Here is a 22263-nt window from a genome sequence, read left to right as displayed (position 1 = left end):
TTCGTAACTCATTTAAATAATTGGTGATAATCAATTAATTTTTTTGTACACTTTATACATTAAAAACCTCGCGACTTTTTCTAAATGCTTACGAAAATTCAACTTGCTGAATCTATTGATTATTTTTAAATAAAAAACAGGGGTAACAAAAAATCGATACTACCTCCAGGCTAAAGTTGTTTTAAATCCTAGCTCTGCTGTTGACCTGGCACCTTTTTATAAAATACCCAGATGGGTTATGCAAACCTCAAAATGGGGTATTTTGTCCCATTTTATGAACATATTTTACAATTTAAATTAATTTAATTAATAATTTCAAATAGTTATAATACAGCCCTTGGCATGGAATTTGCTATTTATAGCCTTGGACCCTTATTTTTAGGGGCTAAGGAGTATGAGTTTATGGTTCGAAAATCCGATGATGTAACCGGCAAAAGTGCCAATCAAATTTATCAAGAATTGCTTCAACTAACAACAAAGGCTCCAACTGAACCAGTAAAACCATCAAAACCTCCACGGTTAAGCGAGGAAGATCGGCTCTACCGCGACTACCAAAAAGCCAGGGTACTAACCGAAGCAAGACAAAAGGGAATGAGGCTCCCACCTGAATTGCAACCCTATGTAGACTGTAAACCAGTCAAAAGAATTGTTGCCTCTCACGAAGGGGGTGGAGTCAATCGCTATCAAGTAACAACTTATGATGATAAAGTTTATGATTTTCGTTTTCAAGCGAGCGAAGACAGTTACAAACTTGTTTTAAAATTACCTGACAAATATAGCTCGACCCTTACTATCGATGGCAGTGAAAATCCAAGAAGCCTAGCTAGAATGCAAGCCCTTTTAGATGTTCGCTCGGAGCAATTTTTAGCAGAAAGGGCTAAGCGCGAAGCCAGTAAACCAAAAGTAGCTGTCAGAGATGTGCCTCCAAAGAAACCATTGATTGAAGACCCACAGTTAGTCAAGCAACCAACGGGATTAGCGGGCATTCAATTTAAGGAACCCCATTTAAGCGTTATCATACCAAAAACACCAGAAACAAAACCACGGGCAGAAGGCCCAAGGCTTACCCGCCGTTTCAATCATGCAACTAGAGAAACTGAAACTGCTTACCGTGACACTAGACAAGAGGCTCAAGCTGCGGCTTATCGGCAAGTAAAAGCGGAACCTGAAATTGTGGAAAATCCTGCCAATAAATTATTTAGGGAACTTATCGAAGAAACTAGCCCCACCCAATTGGTGGTACAGAGAAAATGACGCAACATCGTCATGCCGGACAAGCCTGCCCCGGACTTTGATCCGGGGATCCGGCATCCATATATGACATCGATTATTCCACCCGCTCGTACACAGGAATAATCTCGTATTGCTCGGGGTGAAATGAACTGTCTAATTTTAGTTGAATTTCTTTTCCAACAATTCTTTGCAGTTCAATAAATCCTTCGTGCTCTTCGCCCTCTAACGCACCAAACGCTGTAGGATAAACCGTTAAAATTAATTTTTTACATTCTTCGTGGCGGAACTCTCGTAGAATTTGCCTAAAAATCTCGTAACAAACGGTGGTGGCACTTTTCAAAAACCCTCGGCCATCACACACGGGGCATTCATCAGTGAGAATACGAGTGAGCGATTCGTGAGTGCGTTTGCGGGTCATTTCAATTAAACCCAAATCGGTTATTTTTGAAATGGTGGTGCGCGCCCGATCTTCAGATAACTTATCTTGCAAATATCGATAAACCTTTTCGCGCGAAGAACGCTTTTCCATGTCGATAAAATCTAAAATGATGATCCCGCCCATATTGCGCAGGCGTAGTTGATAAACAATTTCTTCAACCGCCTCCATGTTGGTTTTTAAAATGGTATCTTCTAGACTGGTGGTACCCACAAACCGCCCGGTATTCACATCGATGGTCGAAAGGGCCTCGGTTTGTTCAATGATGATATAGCCACCACTCTTCAACCAAACCTTTTTGCCTAAAGCGCGGTTGATCTCAGCTTCGATCCCATAAAAATCAAAAATAGGCGTGTCGTCTTTATAAAGTTCAAGCTGACCATGCCAACTGGGGATATAACGTTCGATAAATTTTTGGATCTTTTCGTGCTCAGCAACATCATCCACCATGACACGATCAATCCCCACACTCAAAAAATCCCGGATGGCCTTTAATACAATGTCGATCTCGGTTTGCACTAAGGCCGGTGCCTTAACTTCATTGGCGGTATCAATAATCTTTTGCCATTCGTCTTTTAAGAGTTGAAGATCTTGCACAATTTCATCGTCGGCAATCCCTTCGGCTGCTGTACGCACAATCAGCCCACCGTATTCGGGCCGATGCGCTTTGAGCAATTGCCTAAGGCGCCGGCGCTCTTGATCTTGAGAAACTTTTTTAGAAATCCCGATGCGATCCCAATAAGGCATATAAACCAAATATCTACCCGGCAAAGTAATGTGCGAAGTAATCCGCGCGCCCTTAGTGCCAATGGGCCCTCGCACCACTTGCACAATAATTTCTTGCCCAGGCCTTAGTTTATGCTCAATCGAAGCGTATGGATCAAATTGCCGCCGCTGTTTACCGTTACCCGAACCACCTTCAGAACCATCATCCCCCGTATCAAGGTGGCGTAGCTCTTCAGCAATGTCGCCCGAATAAAGAAACGCCGCCTTTTCTAAGCCCAACTCCACAAAGGCTGCCTGCATCCCTGGCAACACCCGTTGCACCTTACCTTTATAAATATTACCCGCATAGCCCAGGGGCTTAGACCGTTCATAATAAAGCTCAGTAACCGCCCCACTCTCTAAAAAAGCCACCCGTTTTTCTTTTGAAGTTACATTAATAATTAATTCATTACTCATAAGTTATCCTATTTATAAAATCTATCAAGCTTGGCTGGCTTGCGGCCAAGGTCTGTGCATTGACCCTTGCTGGAAGCGGCGGGGCCCCCAATGCGGGCTGGCCGGCATGGACTTTCTGTCATTGCAAGCCCAACGGGCGTGGCAATCTCACCGGTTAGACAGAAGAGATTGCTTCACCCTGCTGGGTTCGCAATGACAGAAGGGCTCTGCCGCTGGAAGCCGGGTCAATTCACAGAGCACGGCTGTTACCTTCCCAGGCTATATCTATTGATTTGTCGATTGGATTTTCAGGATAGGATATTTAAGTAATGCGCAACAAACACAAACGCCTTCGAGCCCAAACTGCCCAAGGCCAGAATTTTTTCTTTAACTTTAATTTGTTTAGAAAAATCATCTCCCGCATATTCAATGGAATAAACTTTGATTTGTAATCATTGTAGCAATACTTTGTTTAACCGGTCCTGAAACTCCTTTGTTTCAATAATTCCTTTATTTAAATGTCAAAATCTGTTGGGCCTTTTTTAGAGGCCTCCCTTAAGTCCTTAAGTTGCAATTCCCTTTAGTCTACGTGCTCTTGCAGAAAAAGCAAAGGTTTTTTCTTTACTGCTGTAATGCCTCAGTTTTAGGGGCCTTAGCTTTCCGAAACCCTTTGTGCGAGAGCGACGAGTCATGAGCACTTAAAAAACATATGGTTTGTAGAAGTTAGGGTATGACCAGAGGGAATACACTAACTTCTAAACAAACCAATATTTTTTAAGTGCGAATACGAGGAGCGGAGCACGGGTTGAGGAAAGCTAAGGCCCCTAAAACTGAGGCATTACTTACTGTTTTTTCTTGAGCCACATCTCCCATAACGGGATTAGGACTTGGGCCGCCAAGGATAAACCCATCAATAAACCCCCGATAATAACCGTATAGGCAAAAAACGGCTCCCATTTGGTAAACCACCAAGACCCCACATCGGTCCACATGGCAATAAACGGCAGGGCAATCAAGAGCGCCCGCCATCGTGCGTTGATCTCACTTAGCACAAAGATGCCGCTGGTCAGCATAAAGATAAAGCTGATGCCAAAGAGGTGGATATGGGAAACACGCACCAAGCTTTTGATCGAAAGGCCCGTGTCCATTTTGGTAAAAGCCGAGATCTCTTGAAAATTGGTCAGCGGGGTCTCACCACCATCCTGGCTATGGCAGCTAACACAGTTTTTCTGAAAAATCGGTTGAACTTTGGGAAAACCATCCTCTTTTGCCCCTTGCCGCAGCCACGTAAGCACCTCCTTTTGCTGGGCGGGGGTGGTATCGGTCTCCTCCCACATGCTTTCGGTTAAGGATGCCTCTAATAAAGTGGTTTCGCGTTTCCCATAATATTTGACAATCACGGCATGCGACAAATTAGCACCGCTTTTTCGGTGAGGCTCGATATCCATGAGAAAGAGGTAAAAAACGGCAAAGAGGTACCCCATGCCGGTGGTCAAAAGAAAACAAGTAAACAAAACCTTGAGCGGCAAAGGAGCCTTGCTTAATGTCATAGGGGTTTCCTTATTGAAAGATCGATTGGATTTTCAAGATACGATACTGAGTCACCGGGACCTCACTCGATAATGCTTGCAAAATTTCTTGGGGCTTCACTCCACCTTGAGGGCCCACTTGGGTCATCAGCCGAAGGTTGCGATTATTTTCCAAAAAAATTTCTTTAATGAAAGGCCGAACATCCACCACCTTAGTTTCATAGGCCTTATGCCGGGTAATCAACACGGGCTCAGTTGAACTTAAATTTCCCATGGCCAAAATCTTTTCTTTCACTAGGGCAGGAAAATCTTCGCCCGCATATTCAATAGAATAAACTTGGCCACAAATCGCCTGATTGAGCGAATCTTGTTTGGTAAGCATGGGGTTCACGGCTAAAATTTCTAAGCCTTGGGGCAATACTTTGTTTAAGCGATTTTGAAATTCTTGGGCTGCCATGGTTTGGTTGATTTGAATGTCAAAAAATTCAGCCAGACTTTCAACCCCTGCAGGTTGGGCCATGCCCATGCTGATTTTAGGCCGGGGATGATAGCCTTCGGAATAAGCAACGGGGATTTCTGCCCGGCGGATGGCGCGAATCAAGGCGTCTTGTAGTTCCAAATGGCCTAAATGGGCAATCCTTCCAACCTTTTTAAATTGAACTCGAAGTTTGTGGCGAATTTCTGACGGCACAGTAGATGCGAGCGCGGGGCCGCCATTTCTTAAATGGGTAGAAGGGATTTCTTTTAATGGCCGTGCCCTGGTAGAAAATGCAAAAGTTTTTTGTTCGATCGGTTCAAAACCAAAATTCACATTTTTAGTCGCTTTAAAATCGCAAACCCCACAATAAGTACAACGATGAGTCGAGCAATCTTCTACAAAGGCTTCATCGTGAGCCGCCACCCATTCTTTCCACAACCAATCTTTTCCCATTTGTATAAAAAGGTGGTCCCAAGGCAAAATCTCATCTTGAGCACGTCTGCGGGTAACATAAAAATCAGGGTCGATGGTACAATCTTGAAAGGCCTGTTGCCATTTAGCAAAATCGAGTTCTTCTTGCCATTCATCAAAACGACAACCCAATTCGTAGGCCCTCACAATGCTTGCTGCCAAACGCCGATCACCGCGAGAAAACACCCCCTCCAAATAACTCATGTGAACATTATGCGATTTAAACTTTACCCCACGCCGCTTTAATTTTTCTCTAAAAAACTGATGTTTCGATTCAACTTCAGCAATCGAGGGTTGGGGCTCCCATTGAAAGGGAGTGAAAGGTTTAGGCACAAAGGATGACACGCTGGTACTAATCTGCACGTCTTGACGAAATTGTTTGCCAATACGATGGCATTCATAAGATTCATCAACAATACCTTGCAGGTCTGGTTCTTGTTCAAACGGCAAACCACACATATAATAAAGTTTAATCGAACGAAACCCTTCTTTAAAAACATTTTCAGCGGTGCGAAACAGATCGGCACTCTCGTTGCCCTTATTGATGACTCGTCGCATGCGAGCCGTGCCCGCTTCTGGGGCAATGGTGAAGCTCGTCATTTTGCCCCGTTTCATTTGACGAATAATCGGAGGGGTTAAGGTTTCGGTGCGAGTGGCCGGCAGCCCAATATTGATGCGCTTTTGCGAGTAATAATCAAATAAATCGTTAAGCAAGGGATCTAGGCACGCATAGTCGCCCACCGAAAGGCTTAACAACGAAACTTGTTCATGCCCCGTTGCTTGCACCGATTCTTGAATGATCGATTTAACCTGTTCAGGGGCACGTTGCCGCTCGGGGCGATAAATATAACCGGCCTGGCAGAAGCGACAACCCCGCACACACCCGCGTTGCACCTCCACCCCAATTCGGTCGTGCACAATCTGAACATGAGGAACCACGGGTGCGGTGGGATATTGTGATTGCTTCAATTCTTTGACAATCGCTTTAGCCACCCCCGTGTAGTCAGAATATTTTGGCAAACGCTGCAATATAGGCCCATGGTTTGGGGCATATTCAAATTCAAAAAAACTGGGTACATAAAGGCCTTCATAATTTTTTAAGCGTAGTAATAAATCTTCTCGGGATTGATCGCTTTGCCGATAGTTCAAAACTTCGTGAGCAATTTTTAAAACCAAATCTTCGCCATCTCCCACTACCAAACAATCAAAAAAATCGGCCATCGGTTCGGGATTAAAGGCATTGTTACCGCCGCCAATCACAATGGGGTCGCCCTTTTTTCGGTCTTTTTGCCAAATAGGTATGCGGCCTAGAGCCAAAACCTGCAATACATTGGTATAAACCAATTCGTAAGGTAAGGTGATGCCCACGATGTCAAACTCATGCAAAGGGATCCGACTTTCCAGAGAAAAAAGTGGTAAGCCCTCGCGACGTAAGGCGGCTTCCATGTCGGGCCAGGGGGCATAAACCCGTTCGGCCAGAATATCGGGTTGGTCGTTTAAAATTTTATAAAGGATTTTTAAACCCAAATGACTTTCACCAATATCATAGACATCGGGGAAACACAGAGCCACCTTGAGTTTTACGTTGGCAGGGTCTTTTTTAACTTCATTGACTTCCCCCCCCAAGTAACGCCCCGGTTTACTGACCTTAGCCATCAATTGGCGGAATTGAATATCGTTAATCATGTTCATCAACCCGTTTTGAGAAGATTGAGCCTAATAACCAACCCACTCCAAATAAAACGAAAAGGGAGAAAAGGAATAAGAGACGGTAAATAAGATCTTCGCCATCTGGATAAAACCTGGGGAAAAATCCTGGAACGGTTGCGTCCCAGGTGGGCACTTGCAAACCTAACCAATCGTTATATACATAAAAAAGACACATGATGAGAAAAAATATTGGATCCACACCCGTAAGATTGTTACCAATCCATTGACCGACGCTAGGTTCGATCTCGGAAAATAATAGGGTGCTGCCTCTAACCAAGGTGTTCCATAAAACCGCGTAGAAAACAAAATAGCAGCCCAGTCTAAAAGCTAATCGGCTTTGACCCCATGAATGCCACAATCCTCGAATGAGCAAAGCAGCCATAAGGCCTGCAAACACAGCATTGATCAACAAGGCAAGCTTATTAAGCTTACCCACGGTAAAGGGAATAGGTTGCCCACTTTGGGCAACAGAGGAAGATTGCACTTCCAACATCACCGTAGGAAAACCCGCCGTGATTTTTGGGTCGCAAGTGCGCAAGCCCGTCATTAAAAAGAGCATGCTGGAAAAAATCAAAACTAAACCGACGATTTTTCTTTTCATATCTAAATTACCAAACGCACATCGGGATCGAGGCTACGATGGGCACATTCATAGGCCCCGTTCTCTTTAGCTTGAAATTCATATTTTAGATTCCACTGGGAGCCTTTTCGTTCAAACAATTTTAAATCACAGGTCGCAAAACCCTCACGATGCACATAAATCTTAGTGCCATCGGTATCGGTCTCTTGCATCCCCATCATACGATTTGACAGGCTGGTTACTTCAACAACTAACTTATAAGCCCCTCGAATCGCTTCTAAATTCATACCATCAACATCATAACTAGCATAATTAAAAAAAGTACGGAGCAATTGATTAAAGTAAAAGATTTCACCACCCACTCGTAAAACCATCCAACTGAGTGAGTGGTTCCATTTTTTCTCCCATCGTAATTCTCCTACCAATGCTTCAAAAATCACCCCTTCTTGGGAGAAGCGATTAAAATGACACCAGGCCCAATGATTCCAATGTTTGGTGCCATATTGATGAGTTTGAGTGCCAGGGATGGCTTGTATCGGCAATTGTTTTCCATCAAGCTGTATTTCGCCTGAAAGACTAATTTGCCAATTGGGAGAAATAATTTTAGCCGATGGCCAACTAAAATAATAAAAAGCCCTGGGGTACAGGGCAAAACTATTGAGAGCATGTTCGTATTGTAGGTTCCACTTTGCCTGGTGACTCCCCAATATTTCACCCCTCATCCCACTATTATAAATAGCGGATTCTTTGAGCTGAAAATAAAAAATATCTTGATCGCATAAAATCGCTTCTTCATTGAAAGTACTTTTTAAAGCAAATTGGTTATTAGGTTGAACTAAATCAAAATAAAAAAATTTTAGCGACGCACTCGGGCGACCCATGCGGGCCAGCGGTGACAACAAACTATATTGAATCCAAAACGCCTTTTGTTCAGGCTGCACATGACAATACAAATAATAACTTTCAAAAAAAGGATGGGCCTTCCCATCCCACTGATTCATATTGTCACGCTCTTGCCGATAAACAGCCATAAATAATTATGGCATGAAAATATGGGCAAGACAACTTGAGGCTAAAAAATCTGCAATTATCTCCACGTCTTTTCGAAGCGGGGATAGGCAAATTGAGAGCCCGCGCCCGGTCGGCCTACTCGGGCTAAAAAATTTTTTGTTTTTGGTTGAATTAGAGTATTCCTTCGTCATCCTCTAATTCAAAAAAACAATAAAATTTTTGAGCCCTCCGGAGCCTGTCCTGAGGCTTGGCGAAGGATCCGACCTCCTGCGCTAAAAGGCTCTCTATTTGCCTATCCCCGCTTCGAAAAGACTTCTTCTGAAATATTTGCAGAGATATAAAAAGTTTTAGTGAAGCGGGCTAAGGGTGTTGTCGAGAACCTTTTAGCACAGGAGTAAAGCCGTAGGAGGTTCAAAAAATTATATTATTTTTTTGAATTAGAGGATGACAGAGGAATACTCTAATTCAATAAAAATAAATAATTTTTTGAGCCGAGTAGGCTTTACGGGTGCGGGTTCTTGACAACACCCTTAGCCCGCTTCACTAAAACTTTTTAGGTGCGGCAATTTACAAATTTCTGAATGACATTATTATATATTGAAATAAGTGGCTTCGGGGTGGTGGAAGACGATGGCTGAAACGCTGGCTTCAGGGTCCATCATGAATCCGTCGGTGAGTTGAATGCCAATGTCTTCAGGCTTGAGCAATTCAAATAGAATTTTTTGGTCTTCTAAATTGGGGCAGGCTGGGTACCCGAAAGAATAACGTTTGCCATGATACTTAGTTTGAAAACGATCCATCATGGTTACATCAGGCCCATCCGGAAACCCCCAAAAGCCGCGGATTTTCCCGTGGAGCCATTCGGCATAGCCCTCAGCGGTTTCTAAACACAATGCCTGCAGGGCATGTGATTTTAAATATTCGCCGGCTGCTTTTAATTTTTCGGCTTCTTGACGAACACTATCACCACTGGCGGCGGTAACGGCAAATAAGCAAACTGAATCAAATGGAAGATTCTTTGTTATCATGGATCCCGGGTCCCCGGATCGGGGTCCGGGGCAGGCAAGCCCGGGATGACGTTGAGGCCATACATAATCTGCCAAACACAAGCCTTCACCTGATTTCTGCCGAGGAAAATCAAACGTGGCTAATTTTGTTTTGCCATCACTTGAATAAATCATGAGTTGATTGTCTAAACTTGCAGCTTTGAAAAATTGATACACCGCTTTGGGTCGAATAACTTTCTTTTTATAATCTTGTTTGATTTGCTGCACGATCTCCCAAATTTCGATAGCCTTTTTGCCTTCATCGGATTCGCGCAGCTCGCGATACTCACCCTTGGCAAGTAGTTTTACCCATTTGCCTTTGATGCCTAAGTGCCGCCCATAAAGCATCAGCGGGTTAATATAACGCCAAATTTCATCGAGTGGTGTGTTAGCAAGAATATGGCGCTCAAAGTCAGGGGCTGGTGGGACTTCTTTGAGTAAAGTTATTTTCTTAACCGGAGTTGAAACGGGAGCAACTTCTGATTTTTCTTGCTCTTGCAAAATAGATTTGCTTTTTTCGGCCAAGGTTTTTTTCAACACCTCAAATTTGGCCTTATCGATAATATGATCGGCTAGTTCTAAACCTTTCATGGCATCATTAGCATAGGCCACTACCCCCGAATAAGCTGGGGCAATCTTTTTGTGGGTGAATTTTTCCGAAAGGGCCGCACCCCCTACCAATACGGGCAAATTAATCCCGGCTTTAGATAAATCTTCAGCGGTTAATACCATTTGTTGGGCTGATTTTACCAACAACCCTGAAAGGCCAATAATCCTAGGCTGGTGTTGTTTAACCGCAGCAATGAGTTGTTCAGAAGGAACCTTGATCCCCAAATTAATAACCTTGTAACCATTATTACTTAAAATAATATCTACTAAATTTTTGCCAATATCGTGCACATCACCCTTCACGGTTGCTAAAATCACTGTACCTTTTTGTGCCCCATCGGCCTTGTCCATGTGGGGTTCAAGCCTGGCCACTGCTGCCTTCATGGCCTCAGCACTTTGCAACACCTCGGCCACAATCAACTCGTTTTTTGCAAACAAGCGCCCCACTTCATCCATGCCCTTCATCAGTGGGCCATTGATGATTTCAAGGGGTTTATATTTTTGCAAAGCCTGATCGATGTCTGCAGTTAAACCTTCTTTGGTACCCTCTAAAATATAATTAGCCAGCCGTTCTTCTAGAGTTAAATTGCTGCTTAACTTTTTTTCTTTTTTCTGAACCTTTCGGAAATATTCGGTAAAAACGGTTAGTGCGTCATTTCCTCGTTGCCACAACAGATCTTCACAAAGTTTTTTCTCGGTATCTAAAATCGAAGAGTAACGTTGCAATTGTTCGGTATTGACGATGGCAAGATCAAGGCCCGCCTGCACGCAGTGATACAAAAAAACTGAATTCAGCACTTCACGGCCCGCCGGCGGCAACCCAAAACTGACATTAGAAATACCCAAAATTGTGCGAGTGCGGGGAAAGGCTTTTTTAACCAAGCCAATCCCCTCGACCGTTTCAATCGCACTGGTGCGATATTGGGCGTCACCGGTACCCACCGGAAACACCAAACAGTCCCAATAAATATCTTCGGGCCTCACCCCGTATTTTTTCGTCAATAAATCATAGGATCGTTCTGCAATGGAAAGTTTGCGCTCGCGCGTCACCCCCATGCCTTGCACCTTGTCTTCATCGATCGTACCAACAACTAAAGCCGCCCCCATTTGTTTGGCCAGCGGCAATACTTTTTGATAGCGCTCTTCACCATCTTCTAGATTAATGGAATTGATGATAGCTTTGCCTTGGCAATAGGTGAGCGCCAATGCAATGACCTTGTCATCTGTGGAATCAATCATCAGTGGCGGTTTTACTTTTTTAATCACCTGTTCTAAAAAATGCTGCATGTCTTCGGGTTCGTCGCGATCGGGATTGGCCATACACACATCAATAATTTGAGCCCCATTTTTTACTTGCAGACGGGCAATCTCACTGGCCTCTTCAAATTTGCCTTCGCTGATAAGATTTTTAAATTTACGACTGCCAATCACATTGGTGCGCTCCCCCACCAATACCGGCCGCATTTCATCGGTGATTTCTAAATAGTCGATGCCTGAAAGAAAATGCCGATGATTTGCCTTAACCTCGCGAGGTTTTTGGTCAAGCACAGCCGCCCGCAAGGCCTTGATATGCGCTGGCCCCGTGCCACAACAGCCCCCCACCAAATTAAGCCAACCTTTTTCAGCAAAACCCCGAATCACCTTCGCTACCATTTCGGGTGTTTCTAAATAACGCCCCTCTTCATCAGGCAACCCTGCATTGGGCACGCAAGCCACGCGACTTTCTGTGAACGCGGCTAAAGAACGAATCGAATCGGTCATGAAGGCTGGGCCCGTGGCACAATTAAGGCCGACGTATAATAGCTCACGATGGGCCAGGCTTGCCGCCAGGCTTTCGGCGGATTGACCGGCTAGCATAGTACCCGTAGGTTCAATGGTAATCGAAACGGCCACCGGAATTTTTTCATTCTTCTCAACAAAAACTCGATCAATCCCCAACAGGCAGGCCTTAATATTACGCGTGTCTTGACAGGTTTCGATCAAAAAATAATCGACCCCACCTTCATAAAGGGCCTTGGCTTGGTGATAAAAATGATCGATCAGTTGTGAAAAAGTAACCCCACCGGTAACACTGATAGCCTTAGTTGTAGGCCCTATGGATCCAGCCACAAAGCGCGGCCAATCTTTCGTGCTAAACTTTTCCACCACTTTTCGGGCAAGCTTGGCTGCTTGAAAATTAATTTCATAGGTTTGATCTTGTAAGCCATACTCGGCCAAGACCAGCGGCGTGCCACCAAAGGTATTGGTCTCTAAAATATCAGCCCCCGCTGCCAAATAACTAGCATGAATTTTCTCAATGACATCCGGGCGAGTGAGTATCAGATATTCATTGCAACCTTCGTATTGTTCCCCACTAAAATCAGACGGCCCCAGGTTAAAGCCTTGAATGGCCGTGCCCATGGCCCCATCTAAAACAAGAATGCGCTGTGCTAATGCACTGATTAGTTTGTCAACACGCTGCTTAATTTCCATAATAGGTTTGACCCATACGCCATCATGGGTACCGGATCAAGTGTGGCATGAGGAATTCCGTAATGCCTCAGTTTTAGGGGTTTAGCTTTCCTCAACCCGCGCTTCACTCCTCGTATTCGCACTTAAAAAACATTAGTTTGTTTAGAAGTTAGTGTATTCCCTCTGGTCATACCCTAACTTCTACAAACTATATGTTTTTTAAATGCTCATGACTCGTCGTTCTCGCGCAAAGGGTTTCGGAAAGCTAAACCCCTAAAACTGAGGCATTACGGAATATTAAATTTCTAGAAGATGTACTGACTCGACAGCCTGCGCCAAGAATCGGCCAGCGAGGGCTTGAAATTTATCCGGGGCATCGGTTGAATAAAATTCTAGTTTTCCCTTACCCGATTCGTTTTGTAAATTTTTGGCTTTTAATAAGCTAACCAATTCATTGGCTGTCTCTTGGGCAGAATCAACCAAATAAACAGCAGGGCCCAGCACATCTTTGAGAATGGGTTTAAGCAAGGGATAGTGAGTACAACCTAAGATCAGTGCATCAATATCTTCCTTAATAAAATCTTCCAAATAAGTTTTGGCCACCAACTCGGTGACCGGATGTTGCACCCAACCTTCTTCAACTAGCGGCACAAACAAAGGGCAGGCCTTCATACAAAGATGTACTTGTGGCTCTAATTCTAAAATCGCTTGGCGATAAGCCCCCGAACGAATGGTGCCCTCGGTGCCAATCACACCCACCCGCTTACGCTTAGTGGTTGCCACCGCCGCCCTGGCCCCGGGCTGCAACACCCCGATAATGGGAATATCAAACTTTGATTTTAATTGAGTTAACGCAAAGGCTGATGCGGTATTACAAGCAACCACGAGAGCCTTCACCCCTTGCCCCACCAGAAACTCCGTGATTTGCAAGGCATAGCGGGTAACAGTTTCTTTTGACTTGGTACCATAAGGCACGCGAGCCGTATCACCCACATAAATCAAATTTTCTTGCGGAATTTGTTTTTGAATGGCGCTTAAAACCGTTAACCCACCTAGACCTGAATCAAAGATACCAATCGCCGGTTTTTTAACAGCCACACAAAACCTATAACTCAACGGGTTATTTTGATCGCTTGATCAGAGAAGTTTTTTTCGTGGTTCTTTTAAGAACTCTACTCACTTTTTTTTTTGCGGCTTTGACAGGAGACTCATGACGAAGTTTGCTGGTCATGATTTTGCGATGAATACCATCCATCTCAGTTTCTAGTTGTGAGATTTTGGTTTGCATGTGACGAAGATCTTCACGAGAAGGGATTTCAATAAACTTAAGCGCCTTGCGTAAATTAGTGCGCAGCGTTTTTTCTAATTGTTGCTTGGTCGAAAAAGCCTTGGTCACCGAACGCAATACTTTTTCGTTAGATAACAATTCTTCAAGTGTCTTTGAACTCAAAACACCTTGCACAATTTGGTTTTTTATTTTTTCACCCCGTTGCAAAGCTTCATTCATGACATTTTGAATCCACATAAGACACCCTCGATTTTTATAGGTTACGCGTAAACGGTCGACTGAAATTTTTAAGTAATTATAGGGGTTCTGTCAACAACCTTTTTTTTAAGCCCTACTGATCTTGGTCATGGAGAGTTAAGTTATTTAATTTCAAGGAGTTCGTCTATTTTGTACAGAAGGGGCCGGGTTGACTTTTTTAAAATTCGCAAGTAGAGTTGAGCCCGTTCATGTCAATCCCAACGTTTATCTATCAAAAGGAGTGAACTAGCCATGCTTTGGAGCGTATTATTTTTACAGGCTGAAGTGGCCCATCGCGGTCAAAAAATCAATATTTTAGAATTAGCCTTGGGCAGCGACCCCATTGTGCAGCTAACTTTGGCGATACTGCTTTTCTTTTCCATTTTTTCTTGGACGATTATCCTCTACAAATTTTTTCAAATCAAAAAGGCTCGCCGCAGCTCGGGGAAATTTTTAGCAACCTTTGAAAACGCGCCTCGACTAGAAGAAATTTTAACCAAACGGAAAGGTAGTGAAGAAAGCCCGCTTTACGAAATTTTTCTTTCTGGGCTGCGCGATATTCTTTTAATCAAACAGGCCAAGGCCAAAGACCCCACTTATCCTGCTAAATTAGATTTAGACCATGTGCGAAAACGCATCCAACAAAGTAGCGATAACGAAACCGGAAGGCTGGAACAATTCACTCCCTTTTTAGCCACCACGGCATCCGCCTGCCCGTTTATTGGTTTGTTTGGCACGGTGTGGGGTATCCTTACGGCCTTTTGGGTTTTAAAAGAAGGCTCAGGCTCAAGCTCGATTCAAGTGGTAGGGCCTTATATTGCTGAGGCATTGATCGCCACCGCAGTGGGTCTGGCTGCGGCTATCCCGGCTGTTGTGTTTTACAACTATTTCGTAACCAAAATAAAAGCCTTGGCTCGCGATTATGAAGATTTTTCGTTGGATCTCACACGACGCATTCAACACGAATATTTTTAAGGAAATTTATGGCGCTTAGTTCCCACAAACAAGGTCGTTCGGTGTTGGCCGAAATTAACGTCACCCCCATGGTGGATGTTATGTTGGTGCTTTTAATTATTTTTATGATTGCTGCACCGCTATTGCAGCAAGGCATTGAAGTGGACATTCCGGAGGTGTCTAGTAGTAGTGCCACTCAGAAAAAACCCGAAGACACGGTTTTAACCATCACCCAAGCCGGTCAAATTTATATTAACGACGACAAATCGGTGAGCTATAATACGGTCAACATTTCCGACAAACTGAGCTCTATTTACAAAGATACGGCCCGCAAAGAAATCTTTATCCGCGCCGACAAACAAGTCCCTTATGGGCACGTTGTTAAAGTCATGGGGGTATGCAAAAATTTAGGGATCGAAAAAGTAGGCCTCGACACCGAGTTTGAAAACCAAGGAGGCTCTTAAAAAAAGATTCTTAAGGGGTTGTAAGCCATGTCCTACAAAGCGGTTCAGGAATTTAAAGACTCACCTACGCTGCCAGGGTCTTTACTCATCTCGGTGGTCTTTCACCTGCTAATGTTCATTTTTGCAATCATTGCAGGGGAGCTGTTTCGCCAGGAAGAAGTCCCCGCCAGCAAAATTACTTTTATTCGATTTTCAAAAAATCCTTCGCCGGTGGCCACCAGCGCCCCGGTTGAACATCCGATGATTGCACCTACACCCAAACCAATTCAAGAAGTAAAAAAACCAGAACCTATCAGCAAACCTGTGGTTAATAATAAGCCCCAACCCACCACGAATAAAAAATCTATCAACGCCCCAACAACTACTCAAAAAAAACCAAAACCTGATAATCAAAATATTCAGGAGGCCTTATCTAAAGTAAATCAAGAATTACAAAATAGAGAGAAGGTTGAAAACACCGGGCCCGGCTTACCGAGTGGAAGTGAAGGCGGGCCTATCTTGGCGGATGACCCCGCCATTGCGCAATATCGAGCCATGGTAAAGGCCAAGGTGCAACGCAATCTTTATTGGCAATCGCAAGTAAGCGATACGGTTTTAAGTACAACGATTACGTTTCGCTTAAGCCCAAGTGGGTCGCTGATCTCGGCTAGCTTTCGTAAGACCTCGGGCAACGGTGCGTTTGATGCGGCTTGCATGCGCGCGATTCAAGCCTCGAATCCTTTTTCGCCACCACCGGCTGGGGCAGTGTCGGAAACATTTGTGGTGACGTTTAAAAAGAGATTATAAAAATAGCTGTCATATTATATGGATCCCGGGTCAGGCCCGGGATGACGCAATACCGTCATGCCGGACCTGATCCGGCATCCATTCATTCATTCATTCTGAGGAATGTCATCCCCCTCCCCCGACTTGATCGGGGGATTGACCGGGGGACCCATGATGACAAAGAATCTTCCATTTTGGATTGATTTAAATGTAAAAATCACTATTTTAGCTTTTATGAAGAATTTATTTAGAAGATTGCCTCGCCCTGCTGGTCTCGCAATGACATCAACTTGTCATTGCGAGCGTCTGCGAAGCAATCTCGTTTTCTTTGCAATGACACTATTACTACTATTAATCGCCACCCCTGCAAAGGCTGAGATTTATATTTTGATCGATCAATTCACTCCTGAGCAGCGCTTTCCTATTGCAGTGGCTGACTTAAGTGGCTCGAGTGACACCGCCCATGAACTGACCGAGATGCTGAAAAAAAATCTCAACCTGGCGGGTTATTTTGAAGTGATCGACCGATCACGTTTTACCGATCACAGCGGGCATTATTTACCTGAAGATATTAATTTTTCAAAATGGACCGGAATTGGGGCGCGGGGACTGATTACCGGCGTGGTTAAAGGTGGATCTACGGTTGAATTGCGTTTGTTCGATCCCCAACTTGGCAAAATGTTAGTGGGCAAACGTTACAAAGTGAAAAAGAAGGCCCTTTATGTCGCCATTCATCGCTTCATGGATGAAATTCTTTTGGCCCTCACTGGCGAACGGGGGTTTTACAATACTAAAATCGTTGCGGCCTGTGGCCCCCTCAATAAAAGGCAGATCATGATTATGAATGTTGATGGCACTGGCATCACCCCCATCACCAAAAATAAAGTTAATAATATTTCCCCCTCTTGGTCACCCTTTGCAGATCGCATTGCTTACACTTCTTATGCCAGCTATTTTCCTGAAATTTATATTAGTGGGATCAAGGGCGGTAAAGGCAAACGCATTACCTTTAATAAAGCCTTAAACATCACCCCAGCTTTTACTCCCGACGGCAATTATCTAGCGGTTTCTTCTAGCATGGGGGGTGACCCTGATCTTTATTTGTTTGATACCGAAGGCAATCAAGTGAGACAAATTACCCAAACCACGGGGGTTGACATTGCTCCCACTTTTTCGCCCGATGGTGAGCGGCTTATCTTTGCCTCGGAGCGGGCCGGCAATTTGCATCTCTTTGCTGTCAATAAGCAAGGTGGCGAAACGACGCGTTTGACTTATTTTGGTTATCAAAATGATTCGCCCGATTGGTCACCACGTAGTGACAAAGTGGTTTTTTCAACGCGCGTGGGCGGACAATTTAATGTTGCGCTGATGAATGCCGACGGCAGTGGTTTTCAGCAATTAACTCAAGGTGGCGGTAGTAATGAATCACCTACCTTTTCACCCGATGGTCGATTCATTGTGTATAGCACGGTGCACCGTGATGCGAAGAGTGAATTGAAGCTGATGATGTGGGATGGGTATAATCAAACCGTGATCGAAAATAAAAATAATTGCATCAATTCAGATTGGTCGAATTGGCTCGATGCCGCCGAAAAACAGAAATAAAATTGCTGCTATCGACATTGGGTCGAATACAGTTCTGTTAACCATCGTGCAGCGCTTAAACAATGGTTTATGCAAAGTATTGCTCGATCAGGCAGAAATCCCTCGGCTGGCTAAGAATTTAAAACCAAGAAAAAATTTTGACCCCAAAGCCAAAGCTAGGGCTTTTTTGGTTTTAAAAAAATATAAAAAAATTTGTGATCAATACCAGGTAAATAAGGTTTTAGCGGTTGGCACGGCGGCTTTTCGTAAAGCAAAAGATGGCTATCTATTTGCAAAACAGATTTTTGATGAACTTAAAATTCCAGTTGAAATTATTTCAGGGGAAGAAGAAGCCAGGCTTTCTTATTTAAGTGCCAAGCAAGATTTTGCTAAGCACGGTGTAAAGATAGGCATGATCGATATTGGCGGGGGGTCAACTGAGATTGTAAGCGAACGGCATGGGCAATTAAAAAAAATAAGCCTGCCTATAGGGTCCGTTAGTTTGACGGAAAAGTTCATCCATCGTCATCCCATTTCTGATTTAGAATGGAATCAGTTAAAAAATTTTATTGACGAATCAATTATGGATCCCGGGGCTAAGCCCGGGATGACGTTGGTCTTTCGCCAGAGACAGACACGCGCAAAGAGAAAGTGGGTCGGGGTTGCAGCTACGGTAACTAGCTTGTTAGCGGTTCTGAAAAAAATGAAAACTTATGACCCCAAAAAAATCCATGGCAAAACTTTAACGCTACAACAGATTGAAAAATTAACCGAAGCTCTACGAAAATTATCGTTAGCCGACCGCAAATGCTTTCCAGGCATGCATCCTAAACGAGCCGATGTTTTGCCAACTGGCGGATTAATTTTAAGCCGATTGATGCGTTACTTAAAATTTAAAAAAATTACAGTGAGTAACCATGGCTTACGTTACGGAGTATTGTTCGAAATACACCCAAGATAGGACCTGGTTATTTTGCATTAATGTAACCCACTGTCAAAACCTTTCCAGCTTCATTACAGGTAAACTCATAGGCGTCCAAATTAGGCTGAATGTTCGGCACTTCGTGCATCACTTGGCCTTGACTATCCAGGGCTGGGTAACAGGGCTCAATGGACGTCTTCCAATCGTAGATGGGATGGATTTGCAGACGATACGTTTGCCCCACTTTAATGCCACTGATTTCAAACTTACTGCATTGGCCCCCTGCCTTACTGCAATTCCACTGGTCCCGATGACTAACGTCGATCTTAGGTGCTTCAGCCCCTGAAATAACCGAGACTGCATTGGCATAATCAAAGCTTTCACCGTCTAGCGCACCGCTGACCGGTACTGCTAAAATCTCCGCACACCTTAAATAAGACCCATTGTGCCATGCACTCCCCTTGATCGTACAATCCTGCTTCTTAAAGGTTTGATTGGCGGGGTCAGGGTCGGGATACAATTTTGCAAAGGCCACCTTATCGTCGATATGTAAGGTCTCTTGCCCACCATTTTGAATAAGTCTATCATACATCGTAGGGATGTCGTCTTTTAGATCACCCGTGCAACCATTGGGTAGCCCACTACAAAGCCACGCACTCTCAGGGGCCACTTGAGTATGATCCATTCCTAAAAAATGCCCTAACTCGTGGACCATCACCGCTTCGATATCCGTCTTGCTTAAAATACGAGAGCAACCCCCACCGTCTTCACAACCAGGAAAGACCGTAGATGAGGCCATACAAGCTGCATTGATGATAAACTGGCCCTTCTTTAAAATTGGATCTTTAAATCCATCCCGAGGCATAATTCCACCAAGACCGTAAACGGTGTATTGATTACAAGGTCCTATCAAATCTTGCATGATAAGGCCATTGGGATCAAAAATTACCGGATTATAACAAGGGGTATTCGGATCACTGTCATAACAACCCTTGATCAGAGGATGTTTGGGATTATAGAGAATCAAAGGGTGTTCGGGGTCATTAGGATTATATTTACTGTCGGGAATATAATAATTGGTGTAGGTGGCCAAATTGGCGTCTTCGGGTAAGGCAGGCCCTTCCTGAACGATAAGCTTGGCACCCGGCACACTCATCCACTTTTGAAAAGCAGCTGTAATCATGGCTCGAGCGGTGGCGTTATCGATATCGGTGTTTGCTGCTTCTTCTTTTTCTATCAACTGACAAGAACCACCCGAACCTTTTTCTCCGGACAATTGGGCATCACCTAATTCTTGATCAAAATTTCCCAACCCGCATTTAAGACAACCCGGGTCTGGATTCCAGACAATGGGCTGACTGGTGTCCCATTTGAAACAAGTGCCATTAATATCGGTACCAAAGCAACCACCGGCCTTAACTAAATTAGGCAATAAAAAACCAACCAAAACCAATACCCATGATAAGGTAAACGGAATAATTACTTTAGAAATCATGAAATTCCTTTCAACTAATGTAAAAGTCAAAAATTTCTGCTGGCTGTTCGATGGGAAGATAGGCTGTATAGACATACTCATAAGTGACAGGGCTATTGAGGTCCCCATCACCATGCTCCTTGAAGGTCAACTTATGAACGTTTATCAACATATTCATTTTTATGCTCCCTCTATAGCAGTTAGGTACTTCGCTGCTTATCTTTTCGGAGAAAGAGGGGGCTTAAATTCTCTAACTATGGGAAAAAAGTATACAGATAGTATACATCCGTTTTATTATGGAATTGGCTATTGCTGGCAATATAGATGAGAAAAGAACCAAAAATGACCGCTTTAAATCAGTTCACTGGAGAGAATCTCACTCTCGAGCTCAAGGCAGGGAAGTAGATTTTGCCATTCTAAAAGAGGGCTGTGTGATAGAACTTATTGAGGCCAAATATAGTGAGCAAGAAATTTCAAAATCACTTATTTATTATGCGGAGAAACTTAAACCTGCACTAGCCGTTCAGGTCGTTGGGAAACTTAAAAAAAGAATGTTCAAAGGTAATATTAAAAATATTACGGCCATTGATGCTTTTCCTCCGGGGAGTCTGATTGCTAAATAATTAGCAACTCACCATCCCTGCCCAACTAAACCCAACGTCATATTAAAAGTACCCCATTGACAAAAAAGGTAATTCTGTAATACAGTATTACCATAGGAGGCTTTTCGATGTTGGCTGCAAAATTAACCTCAAAATACCAGGCTACGATCCCTAACCCTGTAAGAGAAAAATTAGGTTTACAAAAGGGAGATGTGATTGCTTTTGAAATTCAAAAAGACAAGGTCACTCTTAAAAAAGCATCCCCCCTCGATCTCCAATTCGCAAAATCTCTCCAAGGAACCCTAGAAGAATGGAATTCCAAAAATGACGATGAGGCTTACGGTGACTTATAAAGCCTTTGATGTGGTAGTGGTCCCCTTCCCCTTCACAGATTCTTCGCAAACAAAGAAAAGACCGGCTCTTGTTTTATCTTCCAAATCTCATTTTAATAGCGAAGCAAAACACAGTATCATGGCAATGATTACCAGTGCTAAAAATTCAGCATGGCCACTGGATGTAAAATTGAACGCTCTCGCTTCCGCAGGGCTTTCCGCAGACTCGGTCATTCGAATGAAGTTGTTCACACTTGATCATCGTTTCATCATTCGCAAAACAGGCGTTTTGTCCACACAAGACAGAAAATCGGTGACGAAATCACTCCGTAAAGCACTAAGGGACATTCTCTAAGAAATTTGTGAAAATGGCCTGTACTAATTAGTATGGGTTTAAGCTTGTAGTTCTTTTAATTTGGCTTCGACTTCGGCGGCGTGACCTAGCACCTTGACCTTAGGCCAAATGTAAACGATCTCGCCTTTGGGGTTAATCAGAAAGGTTTTGCGTAAAATGCCTAAAAATTCTCGGCCCAGAAATTTTTTGGGGGCCCAGCAGCCATAGTTTTCAATCATTTTATGTTCAGGATCACTCAAGAGATTGATTTTAAGCTTTTGTTTTTTGATAAATTTTTGATGGCATTCGGGAGTATCAGCGCTCACCCCTAACACAACGGCATTTAAGTCCGTTAATCGAGCTAACGATTTAGTAAAATTAATGGCCTCGATGGTGCAACCAGGGGTATTATCTTTTGGATAAAAATAGAGCACCACCCACTTACCACGATGATCGCTAAGTTTGATGGGCTTACCATCTTGATCGGGCAACTCAAAGGCAGGGGCTGGCGAACCAATTTCAAAAATTTTTTCTTTCTTCATAATCATCGTCTTTATAATAATGTGAAATCTTTGAAAAGTGATTTATCGTA

At 43.7% G+C, this 22263-nt stretch carries 20 protein-coding genes; 9 read left to right on the top strand and 11 right to left on the bottom strand.

Annotated features, from left to right (window positions below; all coding sequences use genetic code 11):
* Nucleotides 1–402 precede the first annotated feature (402 nt).
* Nucleotides 403–1254, top strand: coding sequence for a hypothetical protein (locus HYU97_05880; protein MBI2336271.1), 852 nt, complete (start codon nucleotides 403–405; stop codon nucleotides 1252–1254).
* Between the two features lie 73 nt (nucleotides 1255–1327).
* Here HYU97_05880 and HYU97_05875 read toward each other — a convergent pair whose 3' ends face one another.
* The 8 genes from HYU97_05875 to HYU97_05840 all read right to left on the bottom strand — a co-directional run bounded on the left by HYU97_05875 (nucleotide 1328) and on the right by HYU97_05840 (nucleotide 14240).
* Nucleotides 1328–2851: an Rne/Rng family ribonuclease gene (locus HYU97_05875; protein MBI2336270.1), complete on the bottom strand. Its 1524-nt coding sequence runs from the start codon at nucleotides 2849–2851 to the stop codon at nucleotides 1328–1330.
* A gap of 821 nt (nucleotides 2852–3672) precedes the next feature.
* A complete protein-coding gene (locus HYU97_05870) occupies nucleotides 3673–4380 on the bottom strand; it encodes a hypothetical protein (protein MBI2336269.1) in 708 nt (235 codons plus the stop codon).
* Nucleotides 4381–4390: 10 nt separating this feature from the next.
* Complete coding sequence (locus HYU97_05865) at nucleotides 4391–7000, bottom strand: TIGR03960 family B12-binding radical SAM protein (protein MBI2336268.1); 2610 nt, start codon at nucleotides 6998–7000, stop codon at nucleotides 4391–4393.
* Nucleotides 6987–7619, bottom strand: a complete 633-nt coding sequence (locus HYU97_05860; protein MBI2336267.1) for a hypothetical protein — start codon at nucleotides 7617–7619, stop codon at nucleotides 6987–6989. Before HYU97_05860 ends, HYU97_05865 begins: the two co-directional genes overlap by 14 nt.
* Nucleotides 7620–7621: 2 nt before the next feature.
* Nucleotides 7622–8629, bottom strand: coding sequence for a hypothetical protein (locus tag HYU97_05855; GenBank protein MBI2336266.1), 1008 nt, complete (start codon nucleotides 8627–8629; stop codon nucleotides 7622–7624).
* A gap of 570 nt (nucleotides 8630–9199) precedes the next feature.
* Nucleotides 9200–12736 carry a methionine synthase gene (gene metH, locus HYU97_05850; protein ID MBI2336265.1) on the bottom strand — a complete coding sequence of 1179 codons (3537 nt, stop codon included), beginning with the start codon at nucleotides 12734–12736 and terminating at the stop codon, nucleotides 9200–9202.
* Nucleotides 12737–13012: 276 nt separating this feature from the next.
* Nucleotides 13013–13813, bottom strand: a complete 801-nt coding sequence (locus HYU97_05845) for a glutamate racemase (GenBank protein ID MBI2336264.1) — start codon at nucleotides 13811–13813, stop codon at nucleotides 13013–13015.
* Nucleotides 13814–13835: 22 nt separating this feature from the next.
* Entirely contained in the window at nucleotides 13836–14240 is a 405-nt protein-coding gene (locus HYU97_05840; GenBank protein ID MBI2336263.1) for a hypothetical protein, read from the bottom strand.
* 252 nt (nucleotides 14241–14492) lie between these two features.
* Here HYU97_05840 and HYU97_05835 point away from each other — a divergent pair, with 252 nt between their 5' ends.
* The 5 genes from HYU97_05835 (at nucleotide 14493) to HYU97_05815 (ending at nucleotide 18968) form a co-directional block, all read left to right on the top strand.
* On the top strand, nucleotides 14493–15215 hold the full coding sequence (locus HYU97_05835; GenBank protein MBI2336262.1) for a MotA/TolQ/ExbB proton channel family protein: 723 nt from the start codon (nucleotides 14493–14495) through the stop codon (nucleotides 15213–15215).
* Between the two features lie 8 nt (nucleotides 15216–15223).
* Nucleotides 15224–15658 carry a protein TolR gene (gene tolR / locus HYU97_05830; protein MBI2336261.1) on the top strand — a complete coding sequence of 145 codons (435 nt, stop codon included), beginning with the start codon at nucleotides 15224–15226 and terminating at the stop codon, nucleotides 15656–15658.
* Nucleotides 15659–15685: 27 nt separating this feature from the next.
* The gene (locus tag HYU97_05825; protein MBI2336260.1) at nucleotides 15686–16444 is read left to right on the top strand and encodes a TonB family protein; all 759 of its coding nucleotides are present in this window, start codon (nucleotides 15686–15688) and stop codon (nucleotides 16442–16444) included.
* A 312-nt stretch (nucleotides 16445–16756) separates the two neighbouring features.
* Entirely contained in the window at nucleotides 16757–18028 is a 1272-nt protein-coding gene (locus HYU97_05820; GenBank protein ID MBI2336259.1) for a PD40 domain-containing protein, read from the top strand.
* Nucleotides 18006–18968, top strand: a complete 963-nt coding sequence (locus HYU97_05815) for a Ppx/GppA family phosphatase (GenBank protein ID MBI2336258.1) — start codon at nucleotides 18006–18008, stop codon at nucleotides 18966–18968. The genes HYU97_05820 and HYU97_05815 overlap by 23 nt, the downstream gene beginning before the upstream one ends.
* A 7-nt stretch (nucleotides 18969–18975) precedes the next feature.
* Here HYU97_05815 and HYU97_05810 read toward each other — a convergent pair whose 3' ends face one another.
* Together HYU97_05810 and HYU97_05805 are read right to left on the bottom strand one after the other, a co-directional pair.
* Entirely contained in the window at nucleotides 18976–20424 is a 1449-nt protein-coding gene (locus HYU97_05810) for a hypothetical protein (protein ID MBI2336257.1), read from the bottom strand.
* Between the two features lie 10 nt (nucleotides 20425–20434).
* Nucleotides 20435–20581 carry a hypothetical protein gene (locus tag HYU97_05805; protein ID MBI2336256.1) on the bottom strand — a complete coding sequence of 49 codons (147 nt, stop codon included), beginning with the start codon at nucleotides 20579–20581 and terminating at the stop codon, nucleotides 20435–20437.
* A 118-nt stretch (nucleotides 20582–20699) separates the two neighbouring features.
* On the opposite strand from HYU97_05805, the gene HYU97_05800 reads away from it, so the two are divergent.
* From HYU97_05800 to HYU97_05790, 3 genes are all read left to right on the top strand, one after another.
* A complete protein-coding gene (locus HYU97_05800) occupies nucleotides 20700–21026 on the top strand; it encodes a hypothetical protein (protein ID MBI2336255.1) in 327 nt (108 codons plus the stop codon).
* Nucleotides 21027–21133: 107 nt separating this feature from the next.
* The gene (locus HYU97_05795) at nucleotides 21134–21358 is read left to right on the top strand and encodes an AbrB/MazE/SpoVT family DNA-binding domain-containing protein (protein MBI2336254.1); all 225 of its coding nucleotides are present in this window, start codon (nucleotides 21134–21136) and stop codon (nucleotides 21356–21358) included.
* A complete protein-coding gene (locus tag HYU97_05790; GenBank protein MBI2336253.1) occupies nucleotides 21348–21692 on the top strand; it encodes a type II toxin-antitoxin system PemK/MazF family toxin in 345 nt (114 codons plus the stop codon). Before HYU97_05795 ends, HYU97_05790 begins: the two co-directional genes overlap by 11 nt.
* 38 nt (nucleotides 21693–21730) lie before the next feature.
* On the opposite strand, the gene bcp is transcribed toward HYU97_05790, so the two are convergent.
* Nucleotides 21731–22213, bottom strand: a complete 483-nt coding sequence (bcp, locus tag HYU97_05785) for a thioredoxin-dependent thiol peroxidase (GenBank protein MBI2336252.1) — start codon at nucleotides 22211–22213, stop codon at nucleotides 21731–21733.
* Between the last annotated feature and the right edge of the window lie 50 nt (nucleotides 22214–22263).

The sequence above is a fragment of the Deltaproteobacteria bacterium genome, from assembly GCA_016183235.1.
Classification (GTDB): Bacteria; UBA10199; UBA10199; order DSSB01; family JACPFA01; genus JACPFA01.
Note: the sequence above shows the minus strand (reverse complement) of the source record. Positions and strands in the feature narration are given on the sequence as shown.

Coding starts and splice junctions, on each gene's coding strand:
- HYU97_05865 (MBI2336268.1), bottom strand. CDS start 7,000: ATGAACATGATTAACGATATTCAATTCCGCCAATTGATGGCTAAGGTC.
- bcp (MBI2336252.1), bottom strand. CDS start 22,213: ATGAAGAAAGAAAAAATTTTTGAAATTGGTTCGCCAGCCCCTGCCTTT.
- HYU97_05860 (MBI2336267.1), bottom strand. CDS start 7,619: ATGAAAAGAAAAATCGTCGGTTTAGTTTTGATTTTTTCCAGCATGCTC.
- HYU97_05815 (MBI2336258.1), top strand. CDS start 18,006: ATGCCGCCGAAAAACAGAAATAAAATTGCTGCTATCGACATTGGGTCG.
- HYU97_05875 (MBI2336270.1), bottom strand. CDS start 2,851: ATGAGTAATGAATTAATTATTAATGTAACTTCAAAAGAAAAACGGGTG.
- HYU97_05795 (MBI2336254.1), top strand. CDS start 21,134: ATGTTGGCTGCAAAATTAACCTCAAAATACCAGGCTACGATCCCTAAC.
- HYU97_05825 (MBI2336260.1), top strand. CDS start 15,686: ATGTCCTACAAAGCGGTTCAGGAATTTAAAGACTCACCTACGCTGCCA.
- HYU97_05855 (MBI2336266.1), bottom strand. CDS start 8,629: ATGGCTGTTTATCGGCAAGAGCGTGACAATATGAATCAGTGGGATGGG.
- metH (MBI2336265.1), bottom strand. CDS start 12,736: ATGGAAATTAAGCAGCGTGTTGACAAACTAATCAGTGCATTAGCACAG.
- tolR (MBI2336261.1), top strand. CDS start 15,224: ATGGCGCTTAGTTCCCACAAACAAGGTCGTTCGGTGTTGGCCGAAATT.
- HYU97_05880 (MBI2336271.1), top strand. CDS start 403: ATGGTTCGAAAATCCGATGATGTAACCGGCAAAAGTGCCAATCAAATT.
- HYU97_05810 (MBI2336257.1), bottom strand. CDS start 20,424: ATGATTTCTAAAGTAATTATTCCGTTTACCTTATCATGGGTATTGGTT.
- HYU97_05820 (MBI2336259.1), top strand. CDS start 16,757: ATGACACTATTACTACTATTAATCGCCACCCCTGCAAAGGCTGAGATT.
- HYU97_05835 (MBI2336262.1), top strand. CDS start 14,493: ATGCTTTGGAGCGTATTATTTTTACAGGCTGAAGTGGCCCATCGCGGT.
- HYU97_05800 (MBI2336255.1), top strand. CDS start 20,700: ATGGAATTGGCTATTGCTGGCAATATAGATGAGAAAAGAACCAAAAAT.
- HYU97_05805 (MBI2336256.1), bottom strand. CDS start 20,581: ATGAATATGTTGATAAACGTTCATAAGTTGACCTTCAAGGAGCATGGT.
- HYU97_05870 (MBI2336269.1), bottom strand. CDS start 4,380: ATGACATTAAGCAAGGCTCCTTTGCCGCTCAAGGTTTTGTTTACTTGT.
- HYU97_05840 (MBI2336263.1), bottom strand. CDS start 14,240: ATGTGGATTCAAAATGTCATGAATGAAGCTTTGCAACGGGGTGAAAAA.